This is a genomic window from Klebsiella sp. ZJOU C1 (assembly GCF_035620215.1).
GTDB classification, from domain to species: Bacteria; Pseudomonadota; Gammaproteobacteria; order Enterobacterales; family Enterobacteriaceae; genus Klebsiella; species Klebsiella variicola.
In genome coordinates, this window is record NZ_CP141644.1 from 2,359,958 (window position 1) to 2,379,656 (window position 19,699).

The 19,699-nt window shown below is 48.3% G+C and carries 27 protein-coding genes; 24 read left to right on the top strand and 3 right to left on the bottom strand.

The genetic code is table 11. The features are described 5' to 3' along the window. The first annotated feature begins 9 nt into the window (after window positions 1-9). The 11 genes from SPE70_RS11185 to SPE70_RS11235 all read left to right on the top strand — a co-directional run bounded on the left by SPE70_RS11185 (window position 10) and on the right by SPE70_RS11235 (window position 6,138). Window positions 10-858, top strand: a complete 849-nt coding sequence (locus SPE70_RS11185) for an HNH endonuclease (protein ID WP_102217374.1) — start codon at window positions 10-12, stop codon at window positions 856-858. Between the two features lie 675 nt (window positions 859-1,533). Then, the gene (locus tag SPE70_RS11190; RefSeq protein ID WP_070612443.1) at window positions 1,534-1,854 is read left to right on the top strand and encodes an energy transducer TonB; all 321 of its coding nucleotides are present in this window, start codon (window positions 1,534-1,536) and stop codon (window positions 1,852-1,854) included. A 267-nt stretch (window positions 1,855-2,121) separates the two neighbouring features. Beyond that, window positions 2,122-2,565, top strand: a complete 444-nt coding sequence (locus SPE70_RS11195; protein ID WP_004179624.1) for a GNAT family N-acetyltransferase — start codon at window positions 2,122-2,124, stop codon at window positions 2,563-2,565. A 335-nt stretch (window positions 2,566-2,900) separates the two neighbouring features. After that, window positions 2,901-3,134: a DinI family protein gene (locus SPE70_RS11200; protein ID WP_049073906.1), complete on the top strand. Its 234-nt coding sequence runs from the start codon at window positions 2,901-2,903 to the stop codon at window positions 3,132-3,134. Window positions 3,135-3,242: 108 nt separating this feature from the next. Continuing rightward, a complete protein-coding gene (locus SPE70_RS11205) occupies window positions 3,243-3,464 on the top strand; it encodes a hypothetical protein (RefSeq protein WP_072122537.1) in 222 nt (73 codons plus the stop codon). Window positions 3,465-3,547: 83 nt separating this feature from the next. Then, the gene (locus SPE70_RS11210) at window positions 3,548-4,144 is read left to right on the top strand and encodes a DUF1367 family protein (protein ID WP_324726609.1); all 597 of its coding nucleotides are present in this window, start codon (window positions 3,548-3,550) and stop codon (window positions 4,142-4,144) included. Then, a complete protein-coding gene (locus SPE70_RS11215) occupies window positions 4,144-4,350 on the top strand; it encodes a hypothetical protein (RefSeq protein ID WP_114268427.1) in 207 nt (68 codons plus the stop codon). Before SPE70_RS11210 ends, SPE70_RS11215 begins: the two co-directional genes overlap by 1 nt. Window positions 4,351-4,352: 2 nt before the next feature. Next, window positions 4,353-4,649 (top strand): DUF1364 domain-containing protein, encoded by a 297-nt coding sequence (locus tag SPE70_RS11220; protein ID WP_186925260.1) that lies wholly within the window; start codon window positions 4,353-4,355, stop codon window positions 4,647-4,649. 2 nt (window positions 4,650-4,651) lie between these two features. Beyond that, window positions 4,652-4,777: a YlcG family protein gene (locus SPE70_RS11225; protein WP_375294025.1), complete on the top strand. Its 126-nt coding sequence runs from the start codon at window positions 4,652-4,654 to the stop codon at window positions 4,775-4,777. 2 nt (window positions 4,778-4,779) lie between these two features. Next, on the top strand, window positions 4,780-5,577 hold the full coding sequence (locus SPE70_RS11230; protein ID WP_114670075.1) for an antitermination protein: 798 nt from the start codon (window positions 4,780-4,782) through the stop codon (window positions 5,575-5,577). Between the two features lie 261 nt (window positions 5,578-5,838). After that, window positions 5,839-6,138, top strand: coding sequence for a hypothetical protein (locus SPE70_RS11235; RefSeq protein WP_114670074.1), 300 nt, complete (start codon window positions 5,839-5,841; stop codon window positions 6,136-6,138). Window positions 6,139-6,288: 150 nt separating this feature from the next. Here SPE70_RS11235 and SPE70_RS11240 read toward each other — a convergent pair whose 3' ends face one another. After that, the gene (locus SPE70_RS11240) at window positions 6,289-6,648 is read right to left on the bottom strand and encodes a CHAP domain-containing protein (RefSeq protein WP_114670073.1); all 360 of its coding nucleotides are present in this window, start codon (window positions 6,646-6,648) and stop codon (window positions 6,289-6,291) included. Window positions 6,649-7,444: 796 nt separating this feature from the next. Here SPE70_RS11240 and SPE70_RS11245 point away from each other — a divergent pair. The 3 genes from SPE70_RS11245 to SPE70_RS11255 are packed head-to-tail and all read left to right on the top strand — an operon-like array spanning window position 7,445 to window position 8,423. Further along, complete coding sequence (locus SPE70_RS11245; RefSeq protein WP_032430487.1) at window positions 7,445-7,768, top strand: phage holin, lambda family; 324 nt, start codon at window positions 7,445-7,447, stop codon at window positions 7,766-7,768. Continuing rightward, window positions 7,752-8,231 (top strand): glycoside hydrolase family 24 protein, encoded by a 480-nt coding sequence (locus SPE70_RS11250; protein WP_324726698.1) that lies wholly within the window; start codon window positions 7,752-7,754, stop codon window positions 8,229-8,231. Before SPE70_RS11245 ends, SPE70_RS11250 begins: the two co-directional genes overlap by 17 nt. Before the next feature lie 15 nt (window positions 8,232-8,246). Continuing rightward, entirely contained in the window at window positions 8,247-8,423 is a 177-nt protein-coding gene (locus SPE70_RS11255) for a hypothetical protein (RefSeq protein ID WP_012967894.1), read from the top strand. Between the two features lie 21 nt (window positions 8,424-8,444). Here SPE70_RS11255 and SPE70_RS11260 read toward each other — a convergent pair whose 3' ends face one another. After that, window positions 8,445-8,627 carry a hypothetical protein gene (locus tag SPE70_RS11260; RefSeq protein ID WP_064142410.1) on the bottom strand — a complete coding sequence of 61 codons (183 nt, stop codon included), beginning with the start codon at window positions 8,625-8,627 and terminating at the stop codon, window positions 8,445-8,447. A gap of 85 nt (window positions 8,628-8,712) precedes the next feature. Here SPE70_RS11260 and SPE70_RS11265 point away from each other — a divergent pair, with 85 nt between their 5' ends. Both SPE70_RS11265 and SPE70_RS11270 read left to right on the top strand, forming a co-directional pair. After that, on the top strand, window positions 8,713-8,997 hold the full coding sequence (locus SPE70_RS11265) for an Acb2/Tad1 domain-containing protein (RefSeq protein WP_110244764.1): 285 nt from the start codon (window positions 8,713-8,715) through the stop codon (window positions 8,995-8,997). 97 nt (window positions 8,998-9,094) lie between these two features. Continuing rightward, entirely contained in the window at window positions 9,095-9,367 is a 273-nt protein-coding gene (locus SPE70_RS11270) for a hypothetical protein (protein WP_070612454.1), read from the top strand. A gap of 214 nt (window positions 9,368-9,581) precedes the next feature. Here the strand turns inward: SPE70_RS11270 and SPE70_RS26415 are convergent, their stop codons facing one another. Continuing rightward, on the bottom strand, window positions 9,582-9,794 hold the full coding sequence (locus SPE70_RS26415; protein ID WP_420715778.1) for a small membrane protein: 213 nt from the start codon (window positions 9,792-9,794) through the stop codon (window positions 9,582-9,584). Between the two features lie 553 nt (window positions 9,795-10,347). On the opposite strand from SPE70_RS26415, the gene SPE70_RS11275 reads away from it, so the two are divergent. The 8 genes from SPE70_RS11275 to SPE70_RS11310 all read left to right on the top strand — a co-directional run bounded on the left by SPE70_RS11275 (window position 10,348) and on the right by SPE70_RS11310 (window position 19,686). Then, entirely contained in the window at window positions 10,348-10,707 is a 360-nt protein-coding gene (locus SPE70_RS11275) for a hypothetical protein (protein ID WP_324726612.1), read from the top strand. A 1,275-nt stretch (window positions 10,708-11,982) separates the two neighbouring features. After that, on the top strand, window positions 11,983-12,228 hold the full coding sequence (locus SPE70_RS11280; protein WP_016160813.1) for a DUF2560 family protein: 246 nt from the start codon (window positions 11,983-11,985) through the stop codon (window positions 12,226-12,228). Window positions 12,229-12,788: 560 nt separating this feature from the next. Then, window positions 12,789-13,784 carry a terminase small subunit gene (locus SPE70_RS11285; RefSeq protein WP_226324958.1) on the top strand — a complete coding sequence of 332 codons (996 nt, stop codon included), beginning with the start codon at window positions 12,789-12,791 and terminating at the stop codon, window positions 13,782-13,784. Further along, on the top strand, window positions 13,762-15,066 hold the full coding sequence (locus SPE70_RS11290; protein WP_012967901.1) for a terminase large subunit domain-containing protein: 1,305 nt from the start codon (window positions 13,762-13,764) through the stop codon (window positions 15,064-15,066). Before SPE70_RS11285 ends, SPE70_RS11290 begins: the two co-directional genes overlap by 23 nt. Window positions 15,067-15,070: 4 nt before the next feature. Next, the gene (locus SPE70_RS11295) at window positions 15,071-16,495 is read left to right on the top strand and encodes a DUF4055 domain-containing protein (protein ID WP_040182772.1); all 1,425 of its coding nucleotides are present in this window, start codon (window positions 15,071-15,073) and stop codon (window positions 16,493-16,495) included. Then, complete coding sequence (locus SPE70_RS11300) at window positions 16,479-17,591, top strand: phage minor head protein (protein ID WP_324726616.1); 1,113 nt, start codon at window positions 16,479-16,481, stop codon at window positions 17,589-17,591. The genes SPE70_RS11295 and SPE70_RS11300 overlap by 17 nt, the downstream gene beginning before the upstream one ends. Before the next feature lie 106 nt (window positions 17,592-17,697). After that, window positions 17,698-18,462, top strand: coding sequence for a DUF6651 domain-containing protein (locus SPE70_RS11305; protein WP_324726618.1), 765 nt, complete (start codon window positions 17,698-17,700; stop codon window positions 18,460-18,462). Window positions 18,463-18,549: 87 nt separating this feature from the next. Further along, entirely contained in the window at window positions 18,550-19,686 is a 1,137-nt protein-coding gene (locus SPE70_RS11310; protein WP_040230376.1) for a P22 phage major capsid protein family protein, read from the top strand. The last annotated feature ends 13 nt before the right edge of the window (window positions 19,687-19,699 follow it).

The following is a 19,699-nucleotide window of genomic DNA, read 5'->3' on the forward strand; positions in this document are numbered from 1 at the left end:
AGAAGATGTATGAGTTTTACGAGTAAAGAAACCGAAGAGTATGAACATTATGAGTCTTATTACTTTTGTAATATTATCAGAAACGTACTTAACAACCAGAGTGCTTACATGAGAGGTCTTAACGATTACCATGGGGATGGTCGTTCTATTATATTTGAAAAGCCCTTCCCAAAATGGTCTCATTTCCATGATTTCATTGAGTTCATAGTGGATAGTGTGTACGCAGAAAAATTAACTCATGACAACCTTGATGAACAATTAAATGCATTTAAACAATATTCCACTCATTTTTCTGAACCAGTCGATGCAGCAATAGTTTCCTTTGTGAGTTTGAGACGGTATTTTCTTGTATATTTAAGTGATAATGATAAAAATTTGAAGGAAAGTTGCATTTCTGATCTCGAAGATTTCTTATGTTTATTTTATGAAGGGGAATTGTTTGCGAAATATCTGGAGCAAACAATCAAGGAGATCTTTTATATATTGTTTGGGGATCGCTCTGTGCTTAGGTTATACAATGAAATGATCGCTGAGTCACGTGGGCTTGATTTCAATCCAGATGATTTCAATGTTAAAACAACCACTAAGAATGGATACCTCAAAAGATTAACGATTCCTAAATGGGTACAGAAGGCAGTTTACCATAGAGACAAAGGCCGATGTGTTATATGTAAAAAAGACCTTACGGGGTTGGTTAATATATATAATAAATCTAATTACGATCATATTGTACCATTGGCGCGGTTTGGAATTAACGATGTGTCCAATATTCAATTACTTTGTGATACATGTAATCAACAGAAAAAAGCGAATAACAATAATTCTTCTAAGGATTATTTTCCTTGGTACCCGATTTAATGTTTTATTATTAAGGGCAATTGATTTACGGTAACCAATTGCCCATAATACACCTGCCAGCCTGAGCAACTGACATTAATGACCGGCGCCAACTGTGGACACATGGCGCACAAAGTTAAGAACGCTCGGATTAAAGTCTTGTATGCAATAACACTGCTGATTTTAATAATTGTGCAAGTTGTTGTAGTGAACGCGGTATTTATCTGTGTGGGGCTTGGGTTTCTTGAGCTATCCGATGAGGTCCTAAAGATTTTCGCTGGATGCTCGATGCCCCATATCTGTGGTCTTGTCTACTGCGTCGTCAATTCTGTTTTCCGAGCAAAAAAATGAAAAGCCTTCTCTTCGGAGAGGGCTTTTTTATTGCTGATGAAAGTAAAAATCTACGCGGCTCAGGGGGCTCTCGCAGCGGTACATAATCGGACCTGTTTCCCGCGCAGTGTTATGCTCGCTAAAGGCAAGTGGCTTTCACGCTATACAAACCCCGTCCCGCCGCCGTTCGCAGAGACATCAGTGAGGGCAAACTTGCCGGCGACATGTCGGACGCGAGCAGTTGCTTAAACTATAATCCCCCCATACCCTAGGGGGCGGTGCCTAAGCGGAACACACCTACGGTGTTGCATGCAAAATGCGCATTAGTGAATTTTGGACGCAAGGAAAACAGAGTTGGTATCGTTTATGAAAAAATTATTACTTCTGGTTAGTGCTGCTCTTATATCAAACGTGGTGTTTGCTATTGATAATAAAAAAGAAATATCACCTGTGCGTATAAGTTGTCCTGCGCCAGTGATGCCAGTGAAGGCTCAGGCATTGAGAACTGAAGGGAGTGTCGATTATGCGGCGTGGGTTAATGATAAAGGCGAAGTGTACTCAGTAGACATAACGGGCGATGAGGTTTTCTTCAGGGAAACTGAGGTTGCTATTAAAAATTGTAAGTTTGTGCCAGGCCATCCAGGGGTGTATCGGGATACAATAAAATTCAGTCTGGTAAAACCTTGAAGAGTGCGTTTAACGTCAAATCTCCACCATGTGGGTAACTACGCTGCATGCTAAAGGGCTGGTGAGAGCTAACTTACCGGAGATGTGCCTGAAAAAAGACATTGCAGCATGATAAAGCCCGCTTCGGCGGGTTTTATCTTTTATGGCGAAAAATTAATCCAACAGGAGAATGGGGGGGGGCGAAAAGTGAACTTAAGCCCACAAAAGGACAAATCGGAAAAATTATTTGTAATACAATTATACACTCATTAGTTATGAGGTTTTTGTATGAAGATTTACCAGGCTCAACCACATGATGTGGATACTATCCTTCCCCTGTATCTCGGGTACCGTCGTTTCTACGAGGTCGAAGAAAATGCCTCGCAGGCCAGAGATTTTATTCTCAAGCGCCTTCAGCTTAATGAGTCCGTGATTTTTTACGCCGAGGTTGATGGGAAAGCGGTAGGCTTTACGCAGCTCTATCCTTTATTTTGCTCTCTTGAGATGAAACGTATTTGGTTGCTTTATGACCTTTTCGTTGATGAGTCAGCTCGGAAGCATGGTGTTGCACACAAACTAATCTCCCGTGCTGAGCAACTGGCGAAGGAGAGCGATTCGGCATTTATTATGCTCAGTACCGCTACAGATAACATCCGTGCACAGGCGTTGTATGAGCGTAATGGATTTGTGCGAGATACTGAGTTCTTCGTGTATAACAAGTTTCTGAAATAAATGTTAGATGTAGCCATAATAAAGTGGTTAGTTAATGCTTGGCGGGTTAGCTTACTACTTGAGTATGGCGTCAATGCCACTTACTCAGTGGTAGTCGTCTCATCTAAACTGCCAGACTACGCAACTGGAGAGCCTTCTACTTTCTATTTTGCCAACGTTGACAGAGAGAAATGGTAAGGCAGCATGAGAAAACCCGCTTCGGCGGGTTTTTTATTGTGGAAAAACCTCAATCTAAACATAAGCATGGTACTGGCAAAAAGTGCTGCAGAGGGGTTGAACATTTCATGCAACCGGTATACTGTTTATTTATACAGTATATCGAGTGGGGTGATAACATGAAAATCGAAGTAACCATCGACAAAACTAAAAAACTACCTGATGGCGCTATTCCGGCTCTTGAAGTTGAGCTATTGCGTCGACTGAATCAGAACTATGAAGATTGCAAGCTAACCATTCGCCGTGCCGGTTCAGACGGATTGAGCGTTTCCGGGGGTATCGACGACGATAAGGAAATCATTGAGGAGATACTCCGCGAGACCTGGGAAAGCGCAGACGACTGGTTTTATTAGTTTGATTTTGATGGTGGCGGCTCTTATCCCAGAGCATCGCATTCGCGTTACCCTTGATGCTGCTACCCGTTTTCTATGAGTGCGTCTGTATGTCGCTCAGGGGGTAATGTGACAGATGGTATTGAGCCAAATCAGCAGGGGAATGTGTGGGCCACCATTACGGACGGATCCGGACATGTTTTGTGCTCATTTCGATTAGCTTTGAATGACCGAATCCTTTTGACGAATATCGATAACGAAGTATCAGTTAGAAAAATTGCAAAAGATGAACACCTCTGGACAAGAAAATCGTTAGTGGAAGTTATCAAGGAAATGAGCTCTAAAAATTGACTCTTAACAGCTAGCTACATCATACTTGCAGTGCTGGCCTGAACAACCAGCCACCTGACAGTGATGCGCCACCGGAGAACGAGATGGCGCAGCTTCACTTAATAAAACAATCTCAAGGTATCCTGATCCCCGCCACGCAGGAGACCAGAGTTTTCTTGCAATCAAAATGCAAGCTCGGCGCCGTTCTGGAGGCCGACTTTAAGCTTGTCCGCAATCCGGCGTTTCACCGCCGTTACTTTGCTTTACTCAATCTCGGTTTTGAATATTGGGAACCTACCGGCGGGACGATTTCGTCTAATGAGCGCAGGCTTATCACCGGTTACGCCAAATACCTTGCTGCATATGGCGGTAACGAATCAGCCCTGCTTGATGCCGCCGAGCAATACCTCGACCGTATAGCCGAAAAGCGCGCCGGCAGCATCAGCATCTGCAAATCTTTCGACGCCTACCGGGCGTGGGTCATTGTCGAAGCTGGCCACTATGACGCCATACAGCTGCCGGACGGCACGCTGAAAAAACACCCTCGCAGCATTTCTTTCGCCAGCATGGACGAATGCGAATTCCAGGAACTGTACAAAGCCTCGCTGGATGTTCTCTGGCGGTTGATCCTCTCTCGCTCGTTCAACAGCCTGCAGGAAGCTGAGAACGCCGCCAACCAGCTTTTAAGCTTCGCGGGGTGATGCCGATGAAACGCTCATGGTTTCACCATCTCGAATGCACAACGCAGCAGGCCGAAGAATTGGTAGCGAGATATCGTCAGCGGGGCGTAAAGGTCGAACGAAGCTTAAACCCTGACTTTATGACATGGACCGTCAGCGCGCAGTTGGTGGAGGACAAAAATCCGCCGCGGCCAGACTCCCGCTGGCGCAACAGGATGTGGGAGTGATTATGGCGAACCTACGCAAAGAGGCGCGTGGCCGCGAATGTACCGTGCGGATCCCCGGGCACTGCAACGGCAACCCGGAAACCAGTGTTCTGGCGCATTACCGCCTGGCGGGTACCTGCGGAACTGGATGCAAGCCCGATGATACCCAGGCGGCGATCGCCTGCAGTAACTGCCACGACCTGATCGACGGACGGAAGAAAACAACCGATTACACCTATGACGAACTGCGCCTGATGCATGCAGAAGGTGTGCTCAGAACGCTGGCCATATGGAAAAAAGAAGGGCTGGTAAAAGCATGAACATGAAGACAACTGAATGTATCCGCCAGCGCTGGTTACGGTTGAACATCGTCCGCTATCGCGGGTCGTTCCCGGTGGCATATCGCATCCTCAGAAACCAAATCCGCAATCAGAAAGCAGGGGCATAATTGTGAAACTTGAAGCATTACCAAAATTTTTCTCACCAAAATCGATGATGCCCGGTGCAGTACCATGCGGAATAACGTCTGAGACCCTGACGATTACCGATGTCATGGCCGCGTTAGGCCTGGCAGCATCAAAATCAGCGATAGGTATCGAGCTTTACCTTGCAAAAGCCGGTGTTCTGGAACCTGACAACATAATTGCCTTCATTGGCGAACTCGCCATTCAACGCGCCGGCAGGAACCGCCCCCTGCAGGCTATGGAGGAACAGCAGCGCACGGAGTTCTTGCGTGTAATGGCTGGTTACGTGTTCCGGGATTATTCGCTTAGCGCTGCCAGTCTGGTCACATGTAGCAGTTGCGCTGGATCTGGTTTTATTGACGCCGAGGTGTTCACCAACAAAGTGACTTATCCGGACGGAAAGCCCCCGAAATGGGTAAAAGTAACTAAGGGGATCTCGCCATCGGACTGGGAAGAAGTTAAGGCCGTTCGTGAGCAGGTTAGGGTAATCTGCAAAGCATGTAATGGAAAAGGGCAACTCAAAAACGAATGTCGGTGCCGGGGCCGCGGCGAGGTACTGGATAAGAAAAAATCAGAGCTTCAGGGGCTTCCGGTTTTTAAGCAATGCCCTCGCTGTACTGGCCGCGGCTATCCCAGATTAAAAGACACGGAAGTATTCAAGGCTCTTGGAGTGACCGAAACTACCTGGCGAAGAAACTTTAAATTGTTCTTTGATCGTCTGGTGGAGTATTGCCACGTCGAGGAATCCTTCGCAGAAAAGATGCTTGAGAAGGTAACGAGATGACTTTGCAGCAGGCTATTGCAATCGTGGCGGAAATTGGCTAATCTCTTTCCAACGATGGGTTATTACGCCCGTGACGTTACAGACATTCAGACCTCGCCTCGGCGGGGTTTTTGCTTTTCTTGGGGGTGGCTGCAGCTATTGGTAAATCCATGAGGTATTTTTTTTAAATTAACGGCGATCTTACGGAGGTTGGGTTACTCTTTAAGTGGTAGTAACTCTTAGTTACTACATACGGCATAATTTATCTCTGGAGGCTTACAAATGATAACCCCGGATACAGTTCAAGAACCCTCTGACGAAGAAATTGAAGAAGCGACAAAATTGCTCAATGATTTTTTTGAAGAGGCTCAAGAGGCCCAGATACAAGGTAGTTTTGCTGATGCTTGTGCGGTGTTCAGCAAGTATAAGGAAAAACTTGAGGCTGCAGCTAAAATTGCTGCCTTCTTCGGACCTAAAGGTAGGCTTGCTAGTGCAGCGATCCTTGCGTTCATAGGGGTTTGTAGCAGCGTCTGTTCGCTTGCTGGCAAACAGTTACAGGAGGATAGTCCTGCTAAATATTAATTTCCCTAACAGCAATAATTATCTTTTTTATGGTTGTTGTGATTGTTCGTCATTTCAATCGTTAAGGGAATTAGGGCTCGCGATTGCGAGCCCTTTAGACGTTGTTAACTGATTTGTATGGCATTACCTATTTGCTAATTCACTTTTAAATCAGGCATGCCGATAAATGACGAAAGGAGGGGCTGCATTTCTGTATGCCTGCCCCGGATACATTGTTCTCTGAATAAAATCACTAACCCAGTTTTCACCATCATATATGCAGACATGACCATAGGGATGGTTTGGTATAGGCTGGATTACCGCAATGTCTCCAATATCAATACTAACAATTGCGTATTTAAATCCGGCTGCGAATAGAGTACTCCCCATATCTTTAGCATATGGAGTTCTGGGGATGTTGAGACCACCATAGTGAATTGCATTGGTGACATATCTAGCACATAACCCAATACTATGATCCCCAGCTTTGTTTCTGGCATATTGTGCTGCTAAGTGTTTATTCCAAGGCATTTTTTATCCTCATTTATCTCTAAATAAAAAAACCTCATCGAGGGCCGGGAAATCTAAACGCCAATATAATTATTAATGCTTTTTGACGAATGGCTGAGAATATTTATCAGAACCATCTCATGACATGGCTTAATGAGGGCAAGGCTGCTTACTTTCTGCAATCCGGTCAGGGCTCTTGGGTAGAGACGTGCTGCACGACACGTCAAAGCCCGCCGGCAAGAGACCTGAACCAGATTGAAGTTACTCAGCAATATGAAAATTGCATGTCATCATTTGCTTACATCTTATTGACCAGAAAATTAACATGTTGTTAATCTATTCGTGTGGTGAATCCCCCTGTGCGGAGGGGCGACCAGTCACTTACAGTGATCTGTAAATGCAGCGCGGGCCATGTCGGCTGGGACATGCCCACCGGGAGGCACCCGGCACCATATGCAATGCTACTAAGCTATTTGGTAGTGGGGTTGCCGTTTCGGCTTCTCCAGCTATGTTTAAAAGGCAGTAACGGAATAATGATCACTCTCCTGGTAAATCGGTAGCTCGGACTATTAGGTGCGTATCGAACCGTTACAAAATCAGAATGCCTACCTTTCTGCCCGCCCGTTAGAGCGGGCTTTTTTTCGCCTGATCAAGGCACTTCAACTATTCAAAAACATTTAAGGGCTGTGCTATTGCGCGGCCTTTTTCATTTCAGGCTCACGGGTGGCTCCGTTTAAGGCTTTTCGCTAAATCAGCCCGATGGGCCTGAACCTTTTCAAACACACAGCGCCATCCGTCATTAACGGAGGTGAGGCTTATGCGAATGCCCTACAAACAAGATTTCATCGCCGCTCTGCTGGCAGCTAAGGAGCAGGGTATCGGCGCAATACTGGCTTTCATCATGGCGTATTTGCGTGGCCGCTATAACGGTGGCGCCATGGCGAAGACGCTGATCGATGCTGTCATGTGCGCGATGATCGCCTGGTTCGTCCGTGACCTTCTCGACTTCATTGGCCTGAGCAGCAATCTCGCCTACATCGCCAGTGTCTTCATTGGCTATATCGGTACTGACTCGATCGGGAGCTTGATTAAAAAAATCGCAGCCAGAAAGGCAGGAGTTGATGATGCTGGAGATCAATAAACAACGTAAAGCGTTTCTGGACATGCTCGCTTGGTCTGAAGGTACAGACAAAGCGGGGCAGCCGACAAAGAACCGAGGCTATGACGTCATTGTTGGTGGTTCACTCTTTACTGACTACAGCGATCATCCACGCAAGTTGGTTAACCTGCCAAAGCTGGGTATTAAATCCACCGCAGCGGGCCGCTATCAGCTGCTGGCCAAGTGGTGGGATGCATACCGTAAGCAGTTGGGACTGAAAGACTTCTCACCGGCGTCGCAGGACCAGGTGGCCCTGCAGCAAATTAAAGAGCGTGGAGCTTTGCCGCTCATTGACAACGGGCAGCTTCTTCAGGCCATCTACCGTTGCAGCAATATCTGGGCGTCTCTCCCCGGCGCGGGCTACGGCCAGTTTGAGCATAAGGCCAGTAACATCTTCGCAAAATTCAAAGCCGCTGGCGGCGTCGTAGCGGAAGTTAAACAATAAAGCTGAAGGTAACTTATGAACTATCTCATTAATCGGCTGAAAGAGCCGTCAACCTGGCGCGGCATCATCCTGGTCATTGCTGGCGTATTTGGTTATCAGATGCCTCCGGGCATTCAAGAAACGGTCATCGCTGGCGGCGTAGCGCTGGCTGGCGTTGTTGGCGCGGTGATGCCGGACAGCGTTAAGAAGTAAGCAGGCTAGCAACCGGCAGGGCTACAGAAACCCGCTTTCCTTCAGTTTCTTAACCAATAAGTAATTGGTGATTACTCCAAGAGAAACCCCAACAATCCACGGCACAGCTGAATCAAGCATTAGTGAGTTGTTCACGTTAATGCTGGCGGTGATGCAGGCATAGGTATTTGTAAAAGCAAACCATGTAAAAAGTATCTGTTTCATTTGGTTATCTCCACGCTTTCCCTCCCAACAATATCCACCTACGAGCCGGTAAAAGCAAATCAGATACAACCGAAAGGGCTACGAAATGAGTGAAGCAAAACCGCAGGACGGCAGCACTGTAAAAGGCTACCGCACATTAACCGCTAGCGACATTGAGCGGATGAACCGCCTCAAAGGTGTCAGCCGGCATTTTTGCAGTCTGCTCGATACAGAGCGAGAGGTTGCAACGGCTGAAGTTGTCGAGCGTGGTAGTCAGGCCGAAACCGATAGAGCAGAGGCTTTGCGCTGCATGGCTATCGCGCGTACCAAAATGCAGGAAGCCTGTATGTGGGCATGTCGTGCAATAGCAAGGCCTGATAGCGATTGTTGATGCTGTGACATGTCACAACAAGCCCACCGATACGTTGGCTTTTTTTGTCATCCTATTTGATATCATCACCAATAATAACAATCAGGGTGAGATGACAATGAAACAGAAAATTACAGATGCATTTGTTAATTTTACGCATAGCTGGAACGACTTGCTTCACGCTTCCATTGAAAGGAAAATCTCAGACGGTTACGACCTGGCATATCCTAATAAGAATGATTTTGAACACCGCGAGTCCACTACAAAAGCCATGCGAGAGTTTTACTACCAGCGGATGATGAATACGGCCTCGTTGCTGCTCACTGGTGTGTCACTACTGGTGGCATTGTTTGCACTGATCGTTGCGATAGTGGCCATTAAATATTCTTAGGCCCATGGGTCGTACTCGCTGATCACGTTGGGCTGCTTACCGCGGGCAGTAGGAAAGTCTGAGCGTTTCGTCACCCGATATGCGAACGCCAAACGCGTACTGGTTATTAGTGGCGATGATGTGACAGGAACTCAAGGGCACGGGCGCAGAGCACTGCGAGAGTGTGGTTGTGTAATCAGGTCATGGATCTTGCGTATAGACGTTCTCTGCGACACTAGGGTGACTTAGGCCTTCTTACGGGAAGGCGGTAGTTAGTAAGCAGGGATAGTGCCGGTTGACTACCCCTTTTGTGCAGAATTGGGTAAAAGTTAATACTTTTTTTAAAAGTATTTTTATATTTCCTCGTTTCTCGCAAGTATGAAACCAGTGAACCCACTGCAACTAAAAGAAGAACTACAGCTAACGCTATCATCAGTATGGTTGTCATGTGAGTTAACCCTCCTAAGGACCATGGATATTATGGTTCGCATGAGGGGTAGCGTGGGATTTAAGTGAGAGAATTCCTAACTGGAATTTTTTCTTAATTTGAAACCTGATATGAAACTTTATTGTTGGTTTTGTAATAATTCAATATGAAATGATTAATTTTTGTCTGCCAAGATATACAGTTTTCCGAAAGAGGTGTTTTTACTGGTTACATCGGATTGACTATGCACTTATCGCATAGCTAATGTAGATGCGTGGTGAATCCCCCTGTGCGGTGGGGCGACCAGCCAGGTTTTCTCTTTGAGCACACACGCAGGTCTGTTGGCTGGGGCAGACTTACCGGGAGGCACCCGGCACCACAACATACTGCATAACCCCATAAAGGCCTTCAATTACGGTAGGCCTTTTCTCTTCTGGTTGTATCTAATACTGTGGGCAGGTCAGCTGGCTTATGCAGGACAGATTATTTTTTCTTGTTGAATGCCGCTTCTGGTGTGCTTATTTTCTACCTAAAAATGGGTAGGTGTGTTGTGATTAGAAAATGCTATGCAAGAATGTCTGAACCAGCTTCGAATGACAAGCTGACACTGGAAATGCTTGTATCTGACGGCGGGCGTAAGATTTTTATCTGGGATTTTGATAAAGGCGTGGCAATTTTCTCTGAGGGTATAACAGGTAAGCAGTCTAAATACATAGTGCAAGGTGAAAAGCATGCAGGGCATATCAATCTTATCAGAGATAATACGATTGAGCGCACTATTTATGGGGTTAAGGAGCTCACCTGTGGAAATGGTGATTCCGGTAAATCCTCTCCTGTGTTTTGCTCATTGTGCGAGGGGCAGATACTCATAATCGAATGCCAAAAGGCTTTTATAAGAAAACCATTAAGGCTTGATGAACTCACCTTTGAATAGAACTACTTACGATACATTCCTCATATGTTCGAAGGATATAACATCTCTCAGGTATCCTGCTTCTGGATGCAGGGAATGTGTACCGCTGGTGGGCTGGATTCTTGGAGCCTTTGCCCAGCAGTTTCAGGTGATAAAAAACCCCGTGGAGTAAATCCGACAAATTGACGGGGCGCTGCAGAGGCAGCCAATGTCGGAGTTTAGTCAGATTTCGAGGTGTTTTTCTACTGGTTTTGAGAAAAAATGGATGGTCTGACACTACAGGAAGTGGCTCATCCCTGAGCTCACGGGTAGAACAGTAGACTTTGTCATGGCAGAGCAAAGTCATAAATAAGTGTAGAATGTGTTTCTGATTTAACAAGCTTAGCGAGTGTATGCTTCCTAGATTGTACGTCTGTAACTTTCGTAATATTTCTGCCATTTCAAAATTAAGACATTAGGTAAAACCTGAGGAAATTTAGAGGGTAAGAGAAGCTGTAAACAAAAAAATCTCCTCGCGAAGGAAGGTTTTTCACTTTAACGAAATATATTGTTTGCAATGTGGTTTTTTTAGTTCATCATGCATGCTACATTGAGTTCTTATAAAATGAGCTGCTAATTATGACTGAGTGCAAACTTCCACAACTTCCAGAGTATTATCGATATGGTGCTGAACAAATTAACAAGTTGCCTGGGAGTGGGGATGTTTTTCCTCCTACAGGTAGTATAATAAAGTCAGTAAGTTTAAATGAAGGTGTATTTATTTGTGTTCCGGTGCAGCGTTATATACACGGGTTGAATATTTGGGTTGTAGTTGAATCTTCTTGGTAATGATTTTTGTTTGGTAAGAGTGATTTTTCGTTAGTTTGGTGGTTTCTATTTATTATAAATTCGCTGTTGGAATTTAAAATTGGCATCATTGCAATGCTTTCAAACACCGTAGAAGGATTATGATGCTAGTGCAAAATAATATTTATAATAATTCGGAGTCATATGCTATTCTTTTGTTTAGTATATGGCCTGTCCTTATTGTACTTCTTGTCGTGATATCTTGCGCCTTTTACGGTGTATTGATGCATAAAACTGCAATTTGTTGTTTTCTGTCAGCCATGTTCCTTGGTGTCGCAGGCTGGTTTTATGGATGATCACCAATAGCTCTAATATGAGTCGCTTTTTAGTATAAAGTCAGGGTGTCATTACTTTACCTGGCTTGTAGCGTTGGTTCCCTAAAGTTTGACGATAAAAGGCCCTGTTAATACAGGGCCTTTCTGTATGTATTATTTATCAAAGAGGTAAGACATGTCAGAGATCACCGCATCCGAGCAAATCCGCCTGGATATCATCAAGAAAGTGAATTACGACACCGCAGCGGCCAAGCTGGCCATTGACTGGGTAGGCGACAGCTTTCTGAAATCTGAGCTTTTCGCAGACTCCTTTGATCGTGTTTTCACGGAAAGCGAGATTGTGTCGAAGACCCGTAAAGCGATTCAGGAAGCGACCGAAGCGCTGGCGCTGTTTGATACCGGCGCTGAGCAGGTCAGCTAAGGTATTACAGCAGGCATTCATAGAGTGCCTGCGATAATGCCCATCAGACAAATCGTCTGAGCTGACAGTTCAATCAATCACCAATTTCCAGTTATACGGGGTAACTGACATCATTGTCTGTTTATCCCGGTGAATTTTGAAATACTCACTACTCTCATAACGTCTCTGCCTGCCAACACCAGAACGGCAGAGGTCAGTTAGCCGTATAGATGAACCTCTCCCGGGTGGCTCCTGAGAGATTCTTTATACGCTAGCTGGTAGTAACTAAAGGCCGCATATTTTTGCGGCCTTTTTCATCATTTTTGTAAAATGAAAGCCCTCAGGCGATTAACGATGCTCAGGACCATGGAAGTGATCTCCACCATGTCCGCCTCCATGGGGACCAGGGGGAAGGATACATCCTGAAAGTGACAGCGCACCACAGATCACTAAAACAGCAAGCATAATTCTTTTCATAATAACTCCTGAACTAAAGAGCCTTAATTCCAAAACATAAAAGTGAATATTTTATGGAGAATCAGTAATTCCTTTTTCTCCCTCACGTTAAATAGGAATAATCCATGGCAAAACCGGACTGGGGCGAGCTTCAGCAACGGTTCCTGTCCGATCATGCCGCAACCGGCGTATCACCGAAGGATTGGTGTGAAGCGCAGGGACTGAATTACGCTACTGCCCGCCGATACATCAAGAAACCCACTGCGCAAAAACCTGCGCAGAAGAAATTGCGCACTGCGCAAAAGGAAAAGTGCGCAGAAGAGCTGGTGGATGATAGTGGCCTCACCGATCAGCAACGTTTATTTGTCGCAGAATACCTGAAGGACAACAACGCCACGCAGGCCGCCATTCGCGCTGGGTATAGCAAGAAGACTGCTGAACAAATTGGCTATCAGCTGCTTCAGAAAACTTCAGTTGCGCAGGCCATTGCGCAGCAGCAGAAAGCATCCATTGTGCGCACGCTCGGCAGCGCCGATGAAGTGCTTGAGCAGATGTGGCGCCTGGCCACCTTCGACGCCAACCAGCTATCACAGTATCGCCGCGGGAGTTGCCGCTATTGCTGGGGCTTTGGTCATCAGTATCAATGGCGTGATGCTGTTGAGTACGAAGAGAAGCGACTCGAAGCGCTTGAGCGAAAACGTCGCGAGCCCGTTGATGTTGGTGGCTACGGTTACGACCACACCAGCGCACCTAACCCGGAATGCCCTCGCTGTAATGGAGATGGCATCGGCCAGCCTTTCTTCGCCGATACGCGAAAACTGGCGCCTGATGCTGCGCTTGCCTATTCCGGTGTGAAGCTTGGGAAGAATGGCGTGGAGATTACCGCTATTAGCCGCGAGCGAATGTACGAGGCGGTGATGAAACGTCTCGGCCTGACTGATAGCGAGTTCGCCCAGCGTCTGCAGCAGATTGAAATTGAGCGCCGGCAGCTGGAGATCGAAAAATTACGCAAAGAGCTGGCTGCTGATCCGGAGGATGACGAACCAACGCCAGTTGCAATCAATATCAACGTAGTCGATGCGCGAGTGAGGGAAGAGGATGGCGATAGCACCGACGCTTAACATCCCTCAGGCCAAATTCCTTGCGATGCAGTACAAATTTAAGGCCTATGTCGCCGGCTTCGGTTCTGGCAAGACTTGGGTCGGCTGCGGTGGTATCTGCAAAGGGATGTGGGAACACCCCAAAATCAACCAGGGTTACTTTGCGCCAACGTATCCGCAGATCCGTGACATCTTTTATCCCACTGTTGAGGAGGTGGCCCACGACTGGGGGCTGAATGTCAAAATCAACGAGGGAAACAAAGAGGTTCACTTCTACGCCGGGCGCCAGTACCGAGGAACGACGATTTGCCGCTCGATGGAGAAACCGCAAACCATCGTTGGTTTTAAAATCGGTAATGCGCTGATTGATGAGCTGGACGTAATGCCCGCCAAAAAGGCGCAGTTAGCCTGGCGAAAAATCATTGCTCGTATGCGTTACAACGTGGCCGGTCTTCGTAACGGGATCGACGTCACCACGACGCCGGAAGGGTTTAAATTCGTTTATCAGCAGTTCGCAAAGGCTGTACGAGATAAGCCTTCGCTCTCAACGCTCTACGGCCTGGTGCAGGCCTCGACGTTCGACAACGAAAAGAATCTGCCGCCGGACTATATCCCGTCGCTGATGGAGTCATACCCGCCGGAGCTGATCAAGGCTTATCTCCGTGGCCAGTTCACCAACCTGACCAGCGGGACGATTTACCATCAGTTTGACCGTAAGCTAAATAACTGCAGGGAAGAAGAGCAACCCGGTGAGCCGCTGTATATCGGTATGGATTTCAACGTCGGGAAGATGGCCGGGGTTGTTCATGTGTTACGTCTGGGGCTTCCGTTTGCGGTGAATGAAATTGTGAAGGCTTACGACACCCCTGACATGATCCGCATCATCAAAGAACGGTTCTGGCTGTATGACGGCAACGATTATCGCAAGGTGCGGGAAATCTATATTTACCCGGACGCTTCCGGCGATTCCCGCAAATCCAGCAATGCCAGCGCCACGGATATCGCTCAGCTTAAGCAGGCCGGCTTCAATGTGGTTGTTAATGCATCAAACCCGCCAGTGAAAGACCGCATCAACGCGATGAATGCCATGTTCTGCAATGGTAACGGTGAACGTCGCTACAAAGTGAATGTAAAGCGGTGCCCGGTGTACACAGAATCGCTTGAGCAACAGGTTTGGGGCGAAAACGGTGAGCCGGATAAAACGGCGGATAACGATCACCCCAATGATGCCGGTGGGTATTTCATTGTGAAGCAATTCCCGATTATCAAACCGACTGGAAAAGTCACCCAACTGCGGATGTAAAACCATGCCTGATATTTCAACGCCCAACCTCGACTATAACGACATGGTTGAGGCATGGGATATTAATGATGCGCTGATGGGCGGCACGCTGGAAATGCGCCGGCAGGGTAAGAAGTATCTCCCGAAATGGCCGAACGAAGATCCTGAAAGTTATAAGGAGCGTTTGGCTTCGGCAACGTTACTACCTGCCTATGAAGAGGCCATTAAACAAAACATCGGGCGAGTGTTTGCTGAGCCGACGGTATTGAGTGAGGACTCTCCTGAACAAATACGGGAACTATCGCCAGATATTGATATGGAAGGAAACCGGCTCGATGTCTGGGCACAACAATTTTTCAGCATCGGATTTCAGTATGGTCTGGTACATGCGCTGGTGGATTTCCCGAAAATTGACCCGGAGGCAGTAAAAACTAAAGCCGACGAAAAAGCCGCGGGATCCCGCCCGTATGCCACGATGTTAAATCCTCGCCAGGTCATCGGCTGGAAATCGAAAGTGGTTAAAGGGAAAGTGATGCTGACCGATCTGCGTATCAGAGAGGTCATCATTATTGATGGCGACGATTACGGGCAAACGAAAGTTGAGCAAATACGCCATATCATGCCGGGCAAGGTTGAAATTTATCGCCGAAATAAAGGTGATAACGGCGAAAGCCAGTGGCAGATTCACGACGAGTGGGAAACCAGTCGCGATGATATTCCCCTGGTGACGCTTTACACGAAACGCACAGGCTTTATGCGCGGTTCACCGCCACTGCTTAATCTCGCCTTACTGAATATCAAGCACTGGCAGAGTCAGAGTGAACAGGACAACATTCTTCATGTCGCTCGCGTGCCGTTGCTGGTGGCTTACGGTCTGGCTGATGGCGAAACGTTGACGATAGGTTCTTCCTCTGCGACTCGTTTCGATGACCGACAGCGGCAGGGACTGGAATATGTCGAGCATACCGGGGCTGCGATTGAAGCCGGTAAGATTTCCCTTGAGGATCTGGAAAACCAGATGCGTCAGGCCGGCGCAAAACTGCTGCGCGCGGAAAACACATCGACTAAATCCTTAGACCAGACTCACGAAGAGCGGATGCAGGAGAATTCACCTCTCTACACCATGGCAAGCTCGCTTGAGGATGCGCTCGATAATATCCTGCAGATTATGGCGGAATGGCTGGGCGAGAAAGAAGGCGGCAATGTCGATGTACGCACCGAACTGGATGTTTCAGCCCAGACGTTTGATGCCGCAGCTGCAACAGCTGTTCAGTCGCTCCGCCAGGGTGGTGATATACGTCAGGTCGATGCTGTTCGCGTTTTGCAGGCCCTAAAATTTATCGATCCGGATGCGAAGCCCGAAGAGGTAATCGACGAGCTGCGAAATCAGCAGGTCACGCTGGCCGGCGGACTGAGTAACCCGGGTGGTGCAAATGGCAACGGCGAATGACAAGCTTCAGGATGAATCGATAGCGCATGCGATATGGATAGCGCGGTACAGCACCAGTGTTGCACACAGGATGATAAAAATCCTGAATGACAGCGATGCGGAACTGACAGCCAGATTGCTGGTAGCGATGGATAGCCTGGATGCTGACAGCTTTACCGTGTCGCGACTGGAAGCGCTGCTCGTTAGTGTCAGAGCTCTCAATCGCGAGGCTGTGCAGTCAATGTACGCGGGACTATCTGATGAGCTGCAGCAACTCGCTCAGCACGAAGCAGGCTTTCAGCTGAGCCTGTTCCAGTTTGCGATCCCCGATGATGTGCTATCGCTTCACCCGCTGGTGGGCATTTCACCGGATGCCGTTTACGCAACTGCGATGGCACAGCCGTTTCAGGGGCGCCTGCTTTCGGAGTGGGCAGATAACCTTGAAGCTGACAGGATGGCAAGAATTTCCAATACAGTGCGGCAGGGTTTTCTCCTGGGCGATACGCATGAGCAAATCGCCAGAAAGGTCCGTGGTCATGCTAACCGTGGCTATCAGGATGGCGCGCTGCAGATGAGCCGAACCAATGCCGGCAGTATTGCAAAAACGGCTGTGGGGCATCTTGCTTCTACAGCCAGGAAAAGCTTTGCAGATGCGAACGATGACATTTTGAAGGGTAAGCAGTGGTTATCCACTTTGGATAACCGTACATCAAAAGACTGTCGGATTCGCGACCGCCTCAAGTACACACTGGATAACAAGCCGATCGGCCATAAGGTGCCGTATCTGCAGGGACCCGGGAAAATCCATTTCTGCTGTCGCAGCGTCGAAACCTACATCCTGAAATCGTCTGATGAGCTGGGTATTGCTGTTGGGCAAATATCAGATAGCTCACGTGCCAGCATGGACGGGCAGGTGCCTTCGGATACCGATTATCAGGGCTGGTTCTCGCGCCAGTCGTTCACGCGACAGTCCCAGATCGTTGGCGTAACCCGGGCCCGGCTTATTCGTGACGGCGGCATGTCGCCCGATGACTTCTACAACGACAAGGGCGAATGGCTGACTCTGGAGCAACTTCGTAACCTGGATGCTCAGGCGTTCAGTAACGCCAGACTTTAAAGCTTTTTAAGTCTTCAATCAGGCTGCCTCCGGGCGGCCTTTTTTATTGCCGTGATCCGGATGGTGAGCGGTGCAACGGTCGGATGACCACCGAAAAGGTAACCACATGAAACTGAAAACAGTCGAAGTTAACGGCAAAAGCTATGCAGAAGTCGATTCCAGCGGTTTACCCGTCTACGTCCACGATGACGGCCAGGAAGTTGGTTTTGATGCTGTGCAGGCCGTTGGGAAAATCTCTTCTCTGAATGGCGAGGCGAAATCTCATCGTGAAGCCAAAGAAGCCGCTGAAGCCGGTCTGGCTAAGTTTGCCAAAATCGGCGATCCGGCAAAGGCGCTCGAAGCGCTGGAGATGATGACTAAAATCGACCAGAAAAAACTGATCGACGCTGGCGCCGTTGATCAGGTTAAAGCGGATATCACCAAATCATTCCAGGCCCAGCTTGATGAAGCTACTCAGCGTGCGACGACCCTTGAAGGCCAGCTTTATCAGGAAATGATCGGCGGCCGGTTCTCTGGCTCGAAATTCATCGCAGATAAAGTGGCAATCCCGGCAGATATGCTTCAGGCGCGGTTCGGTCAGTCCTTCAAAGTTGAGGACGGCAAAGTCGTTGCCTATGACGGCTCCGGCAACAAAATTTATTCCCGCTCGAAGCCGGGCGAACTGGCGGCATTTGATGAGGCGCTGGAGTTCCTGGTGGAGCAGTACCCACAGAAAGACCACATTCTGAAGGCCAGCGGCAACCAGGGAGGCGGCTCTCGCCAGTCTCAGCATTCACTCGGGCAGAAAACGATGAAACGCGATGCGTTTACCAGGTTGAGCCCGACAGATCAGCAATCAACTCTCAAAGACGGTATCACCATCGTCGATTAATTCTTTGCCAGCCGCCGGATGGCTGCTGGTGCCGGAGCTGGATAGCTCAACCAACCCTATATTTTAATCTCCAAGGAATCTATACACATGGCTAATACGCTTACCGGGTTGATCCCGACTATCTTCACGGCTCTGGATACCGTATCTCGCGAACAGGTCGGTTTTATCCCGGCTGTATCGCGTAATGCTAAAGCTGATGCGGCGGCGAAGGACCAGACTGTTACTGCGCCGGTTGCGCCACCGGCAACCACTGTTGATATTACCCCGGGGGCTACTGCGCCAAATGACGGCGACCAGACGATCGGCACCGTTGATGTCAAAATCACCAAATCCAAAATGGCCCCGGTCAAATGGAACGGTGAGGAACAACTGGCGCTGGGGCCCGCAGGGACATACAACACCATCCTTGCTGATCAGTTTAAGCAGGCTTTTCGCGCGCTGGCTAATGAGATGGATGCAGATCTCGCAGCTCTGTATTTCGCATCCTCCCGTGCTGTTGGTACGGCCGGCACCGCTCCTTTCGGTATTGCAGGCGATTTGTCGGATGCGGCCAATGCGCGCCAGGTTCTCTCTGACAACGGTTCGCCGACAACTGATCTGCAGATGGTTCTCGGTTCTTCGGCTATCGCAAACCTCCGTGGTAAACAGTCTGTTCTGTTCAAAGTAAACGAGTCCGGTACTGATGCGCTTCTGCGCGAAGGTATCGTGGGGCGACTGGAAGGATTCAACATCCACGAATCCGCGCATGTTAAGAAACGCGCTGCATCTCCGGCTGCCGGATACCTGGTGAATGGAGCAAAAGCTGAAGGCGATATTCTGATTGCCATTGATACCGGCACAGGTGCTTTTGCAGCAGGTGACATCGTGACGTTTGACGGGGACAGTAATAAATACCTTGTTGCTGCTGCGACGGCCACAGCAATCACCCTGGCTGCTCCTGGCTTACGTCAGTCACTGGCCGACAACACCGCTATTACCGCTGGTGGCGCCTACACCGCAAACATGGCGTTTGATCGCAATGCATTCCTGCTTGCATCCCGAACCCCGGCAATGCCGCAGGGCGGCGATACTGCGGATGATGTGATGAACGTTACTGACCCGGTATCTGGCATCACTTACCAGGTAGCACTGTACCGCCAGTATCGCCAGGTGCGTTACGAAGTCGGTTTGTCCTGGGGCGTAGCGGCAGTTAAGTCGGCGCACTCAGCGTTGTTGCTGGGCTGATAAACAGGGGCTT

Excerpts from the sequence above, each read along its gene's own strand:
- SPE70_RS11185 (WP_102217374.1), top strand. The coding sequence starts at position 10 with ATGAGTTTTACGAGTAAAGAAACCGAAGAGTATGAACATTATGAGTCT.
- SPE70_RS11190 (WP_070612443.1), top strand. The coding sequence starts at position 1,534 with ATGAAAAAATTATTACTTCTGGTTAGTGCTGCTCTTATATCAAACGTG.
- SPE70_RS11195 (WP_004179624.1), top strand. The coding sequence starts at position 2,122 with ATGAAGATTTACCAGGCTCAACCACATGATGTGGATACTATCCTTCCC.
- SPE70_RS11200 (WP_049073906.1), top strand. The coding sequence starts at position 2,901 with ATGAAAATCGAAGTAACCATCGACAAAACTAAAAAACTACCTGATGGC.
- SPE70_RS11210 (WP_324726609.1), top strand. The coding sequence starts at position 3,548 with ATGGCGCAGCTTCACTTAATAAAACAATCTCAAGGTATCCTGATCCCC.
- SPE70_RS11215 (WP_114268427.1), top strand. The coding sequence starts at position 4,144 with ATGCCGATGAAACGCTCATGGTTTCACCATCTCGAATGCACAACGCAG.
- SPE70_RS11220 (WP_186925260.1), top strand. The coding sequence starts at position 4,353 with ATGGCGAACCTACGCAAAGAGGCGCGTGGCCGCGAATGTACCGTGCGG.
- SPE70_RS11225 (WP_375294025.1), top strand. The coding sequence starts at position 4,652 with ATGAAGACAACTGAATGTATCCGCCAGCGCTGGTTACGGTTGAACATC.
- SPE70_RS11235 (WP_114670074.1), top strand. The coding sequence starts at position 5,839 with ATGATAACCCCGGATACAGTTCAAGAACCCTCTGACGAAGAAATTGAA.
- SPE70_RS11240 (WP_114670073.1), bottom strand. The coding sequence starts at position 6,648 with ATGCCTTGGAATAAACACTTAGCAGCACAATATGCCAGAAACAAAGCT.
- SPE70_RS11245 (WP_032430487.1), top strand. The coding sequence starts at position 7,445 with ATGCGAATGCCCTACAAACAAGATTTCATCGCCGCTCTGCTGGCAGCT.
- SPE70_RS11250 (WP_324726698.1), top strand. The coding sequence starts at position 7,752 with ATGCTGGAGATCAATAAACAACGTAAAGCGTTTCTGGACATGCTCGCT.
- SPE70_RS11255 (WP_012967894.1), top strand. The coding sequence starts at position 8,247 with ATGAACTATCTCATTAATCGGCTGAAAGAGCCGTCAACCTGGCGCGGC.
- SPE70_RS11260 (WP_064142410.1), bottom strand. The coding sequence starts at position 8,627 with ATGAAACAGATACTTTTTACATGGTTTGCTTTTACAAATACCTATGCC.
- SPE70_RS11265 (WP_110244764.1), top strand. The coding sequence starts at position 8,713 with ATGAGTGAAGCAAAACCGCAGGACGGCAGCACTGTAAAAGGCTACCGC.
- SPE70_RS11270 (WP_070612454.1), top strand. The coding sequence starts at position 9,095 with ATGAAACAGAAAATTACAGATGCATTTGTTAATTTTACGCATAGCTGG.
- SPE70_RS26415 (WP_420715778.1), bottom strand. The coding sequence starts at position 9,794 with ATGACAACCATACTGATGATAGCGTTAGCTGTAGTTCTTCTTTTAGTT.
- SPE70_RS11275 (WP_324726612.1), top strand. The coding sequence starts at position 10,348 with ATGTCTGAACCAGCTTCGAATGACAAGCTGACACTGGAAATGCTTGTA.
- SPE70_RS11280 (WP_016160813.1), top strand. The coding sequence starts at position 11,983 with ATGTCAGAGATCACCGCATCCGAGCAAATCCGCCTGGATATCATCAAG.
- SPE70_RS11285 (WP_226324958.1), top strand. The coding sequence starts at position 12,789 with ATGGCAAAACCGGACTGGGGCGAGCTTCAGCAACGGTTCCTGTCCGAT.
- SPE70_RS11290 (WP_012967901.1), top strand. The coding sequence starts at position 13,762 with ATGGCGATAGCACCGACGCTTAACATCCCTCAGGCCAAATTCCTTGCG.
- SPE70_RS11295 (WP_040182772.1), top strand. The coding sequence starts at position 15,071 with ATGCCTGATATTTCAACGCCCAACCTCGACTATAACGACATGGTTGAG.
- SPE70_RS11300 (WP_324726616.1), top strand. The coding sequence starts at position 16,479 with ATGGCAACGGCGAATGACAAGCTTCAGGATGAATCGATAGCGCATGCG.
- SPE70_RS11305 (WP_324726618.1), top strand. The coding sequence starts at position 17,698 with ATGAAACTGAAAACAGTCGAAGTTAACGGCAAAAGCTATGCAGAAGTC.
- SPE70_RS11310 (WP_040230376.1), top strand. The coding sequence starts at position 18,550 with ATGGCTAATACGCTTACCGGGTTGATCCCGACTATCTTCACGGCTCTG.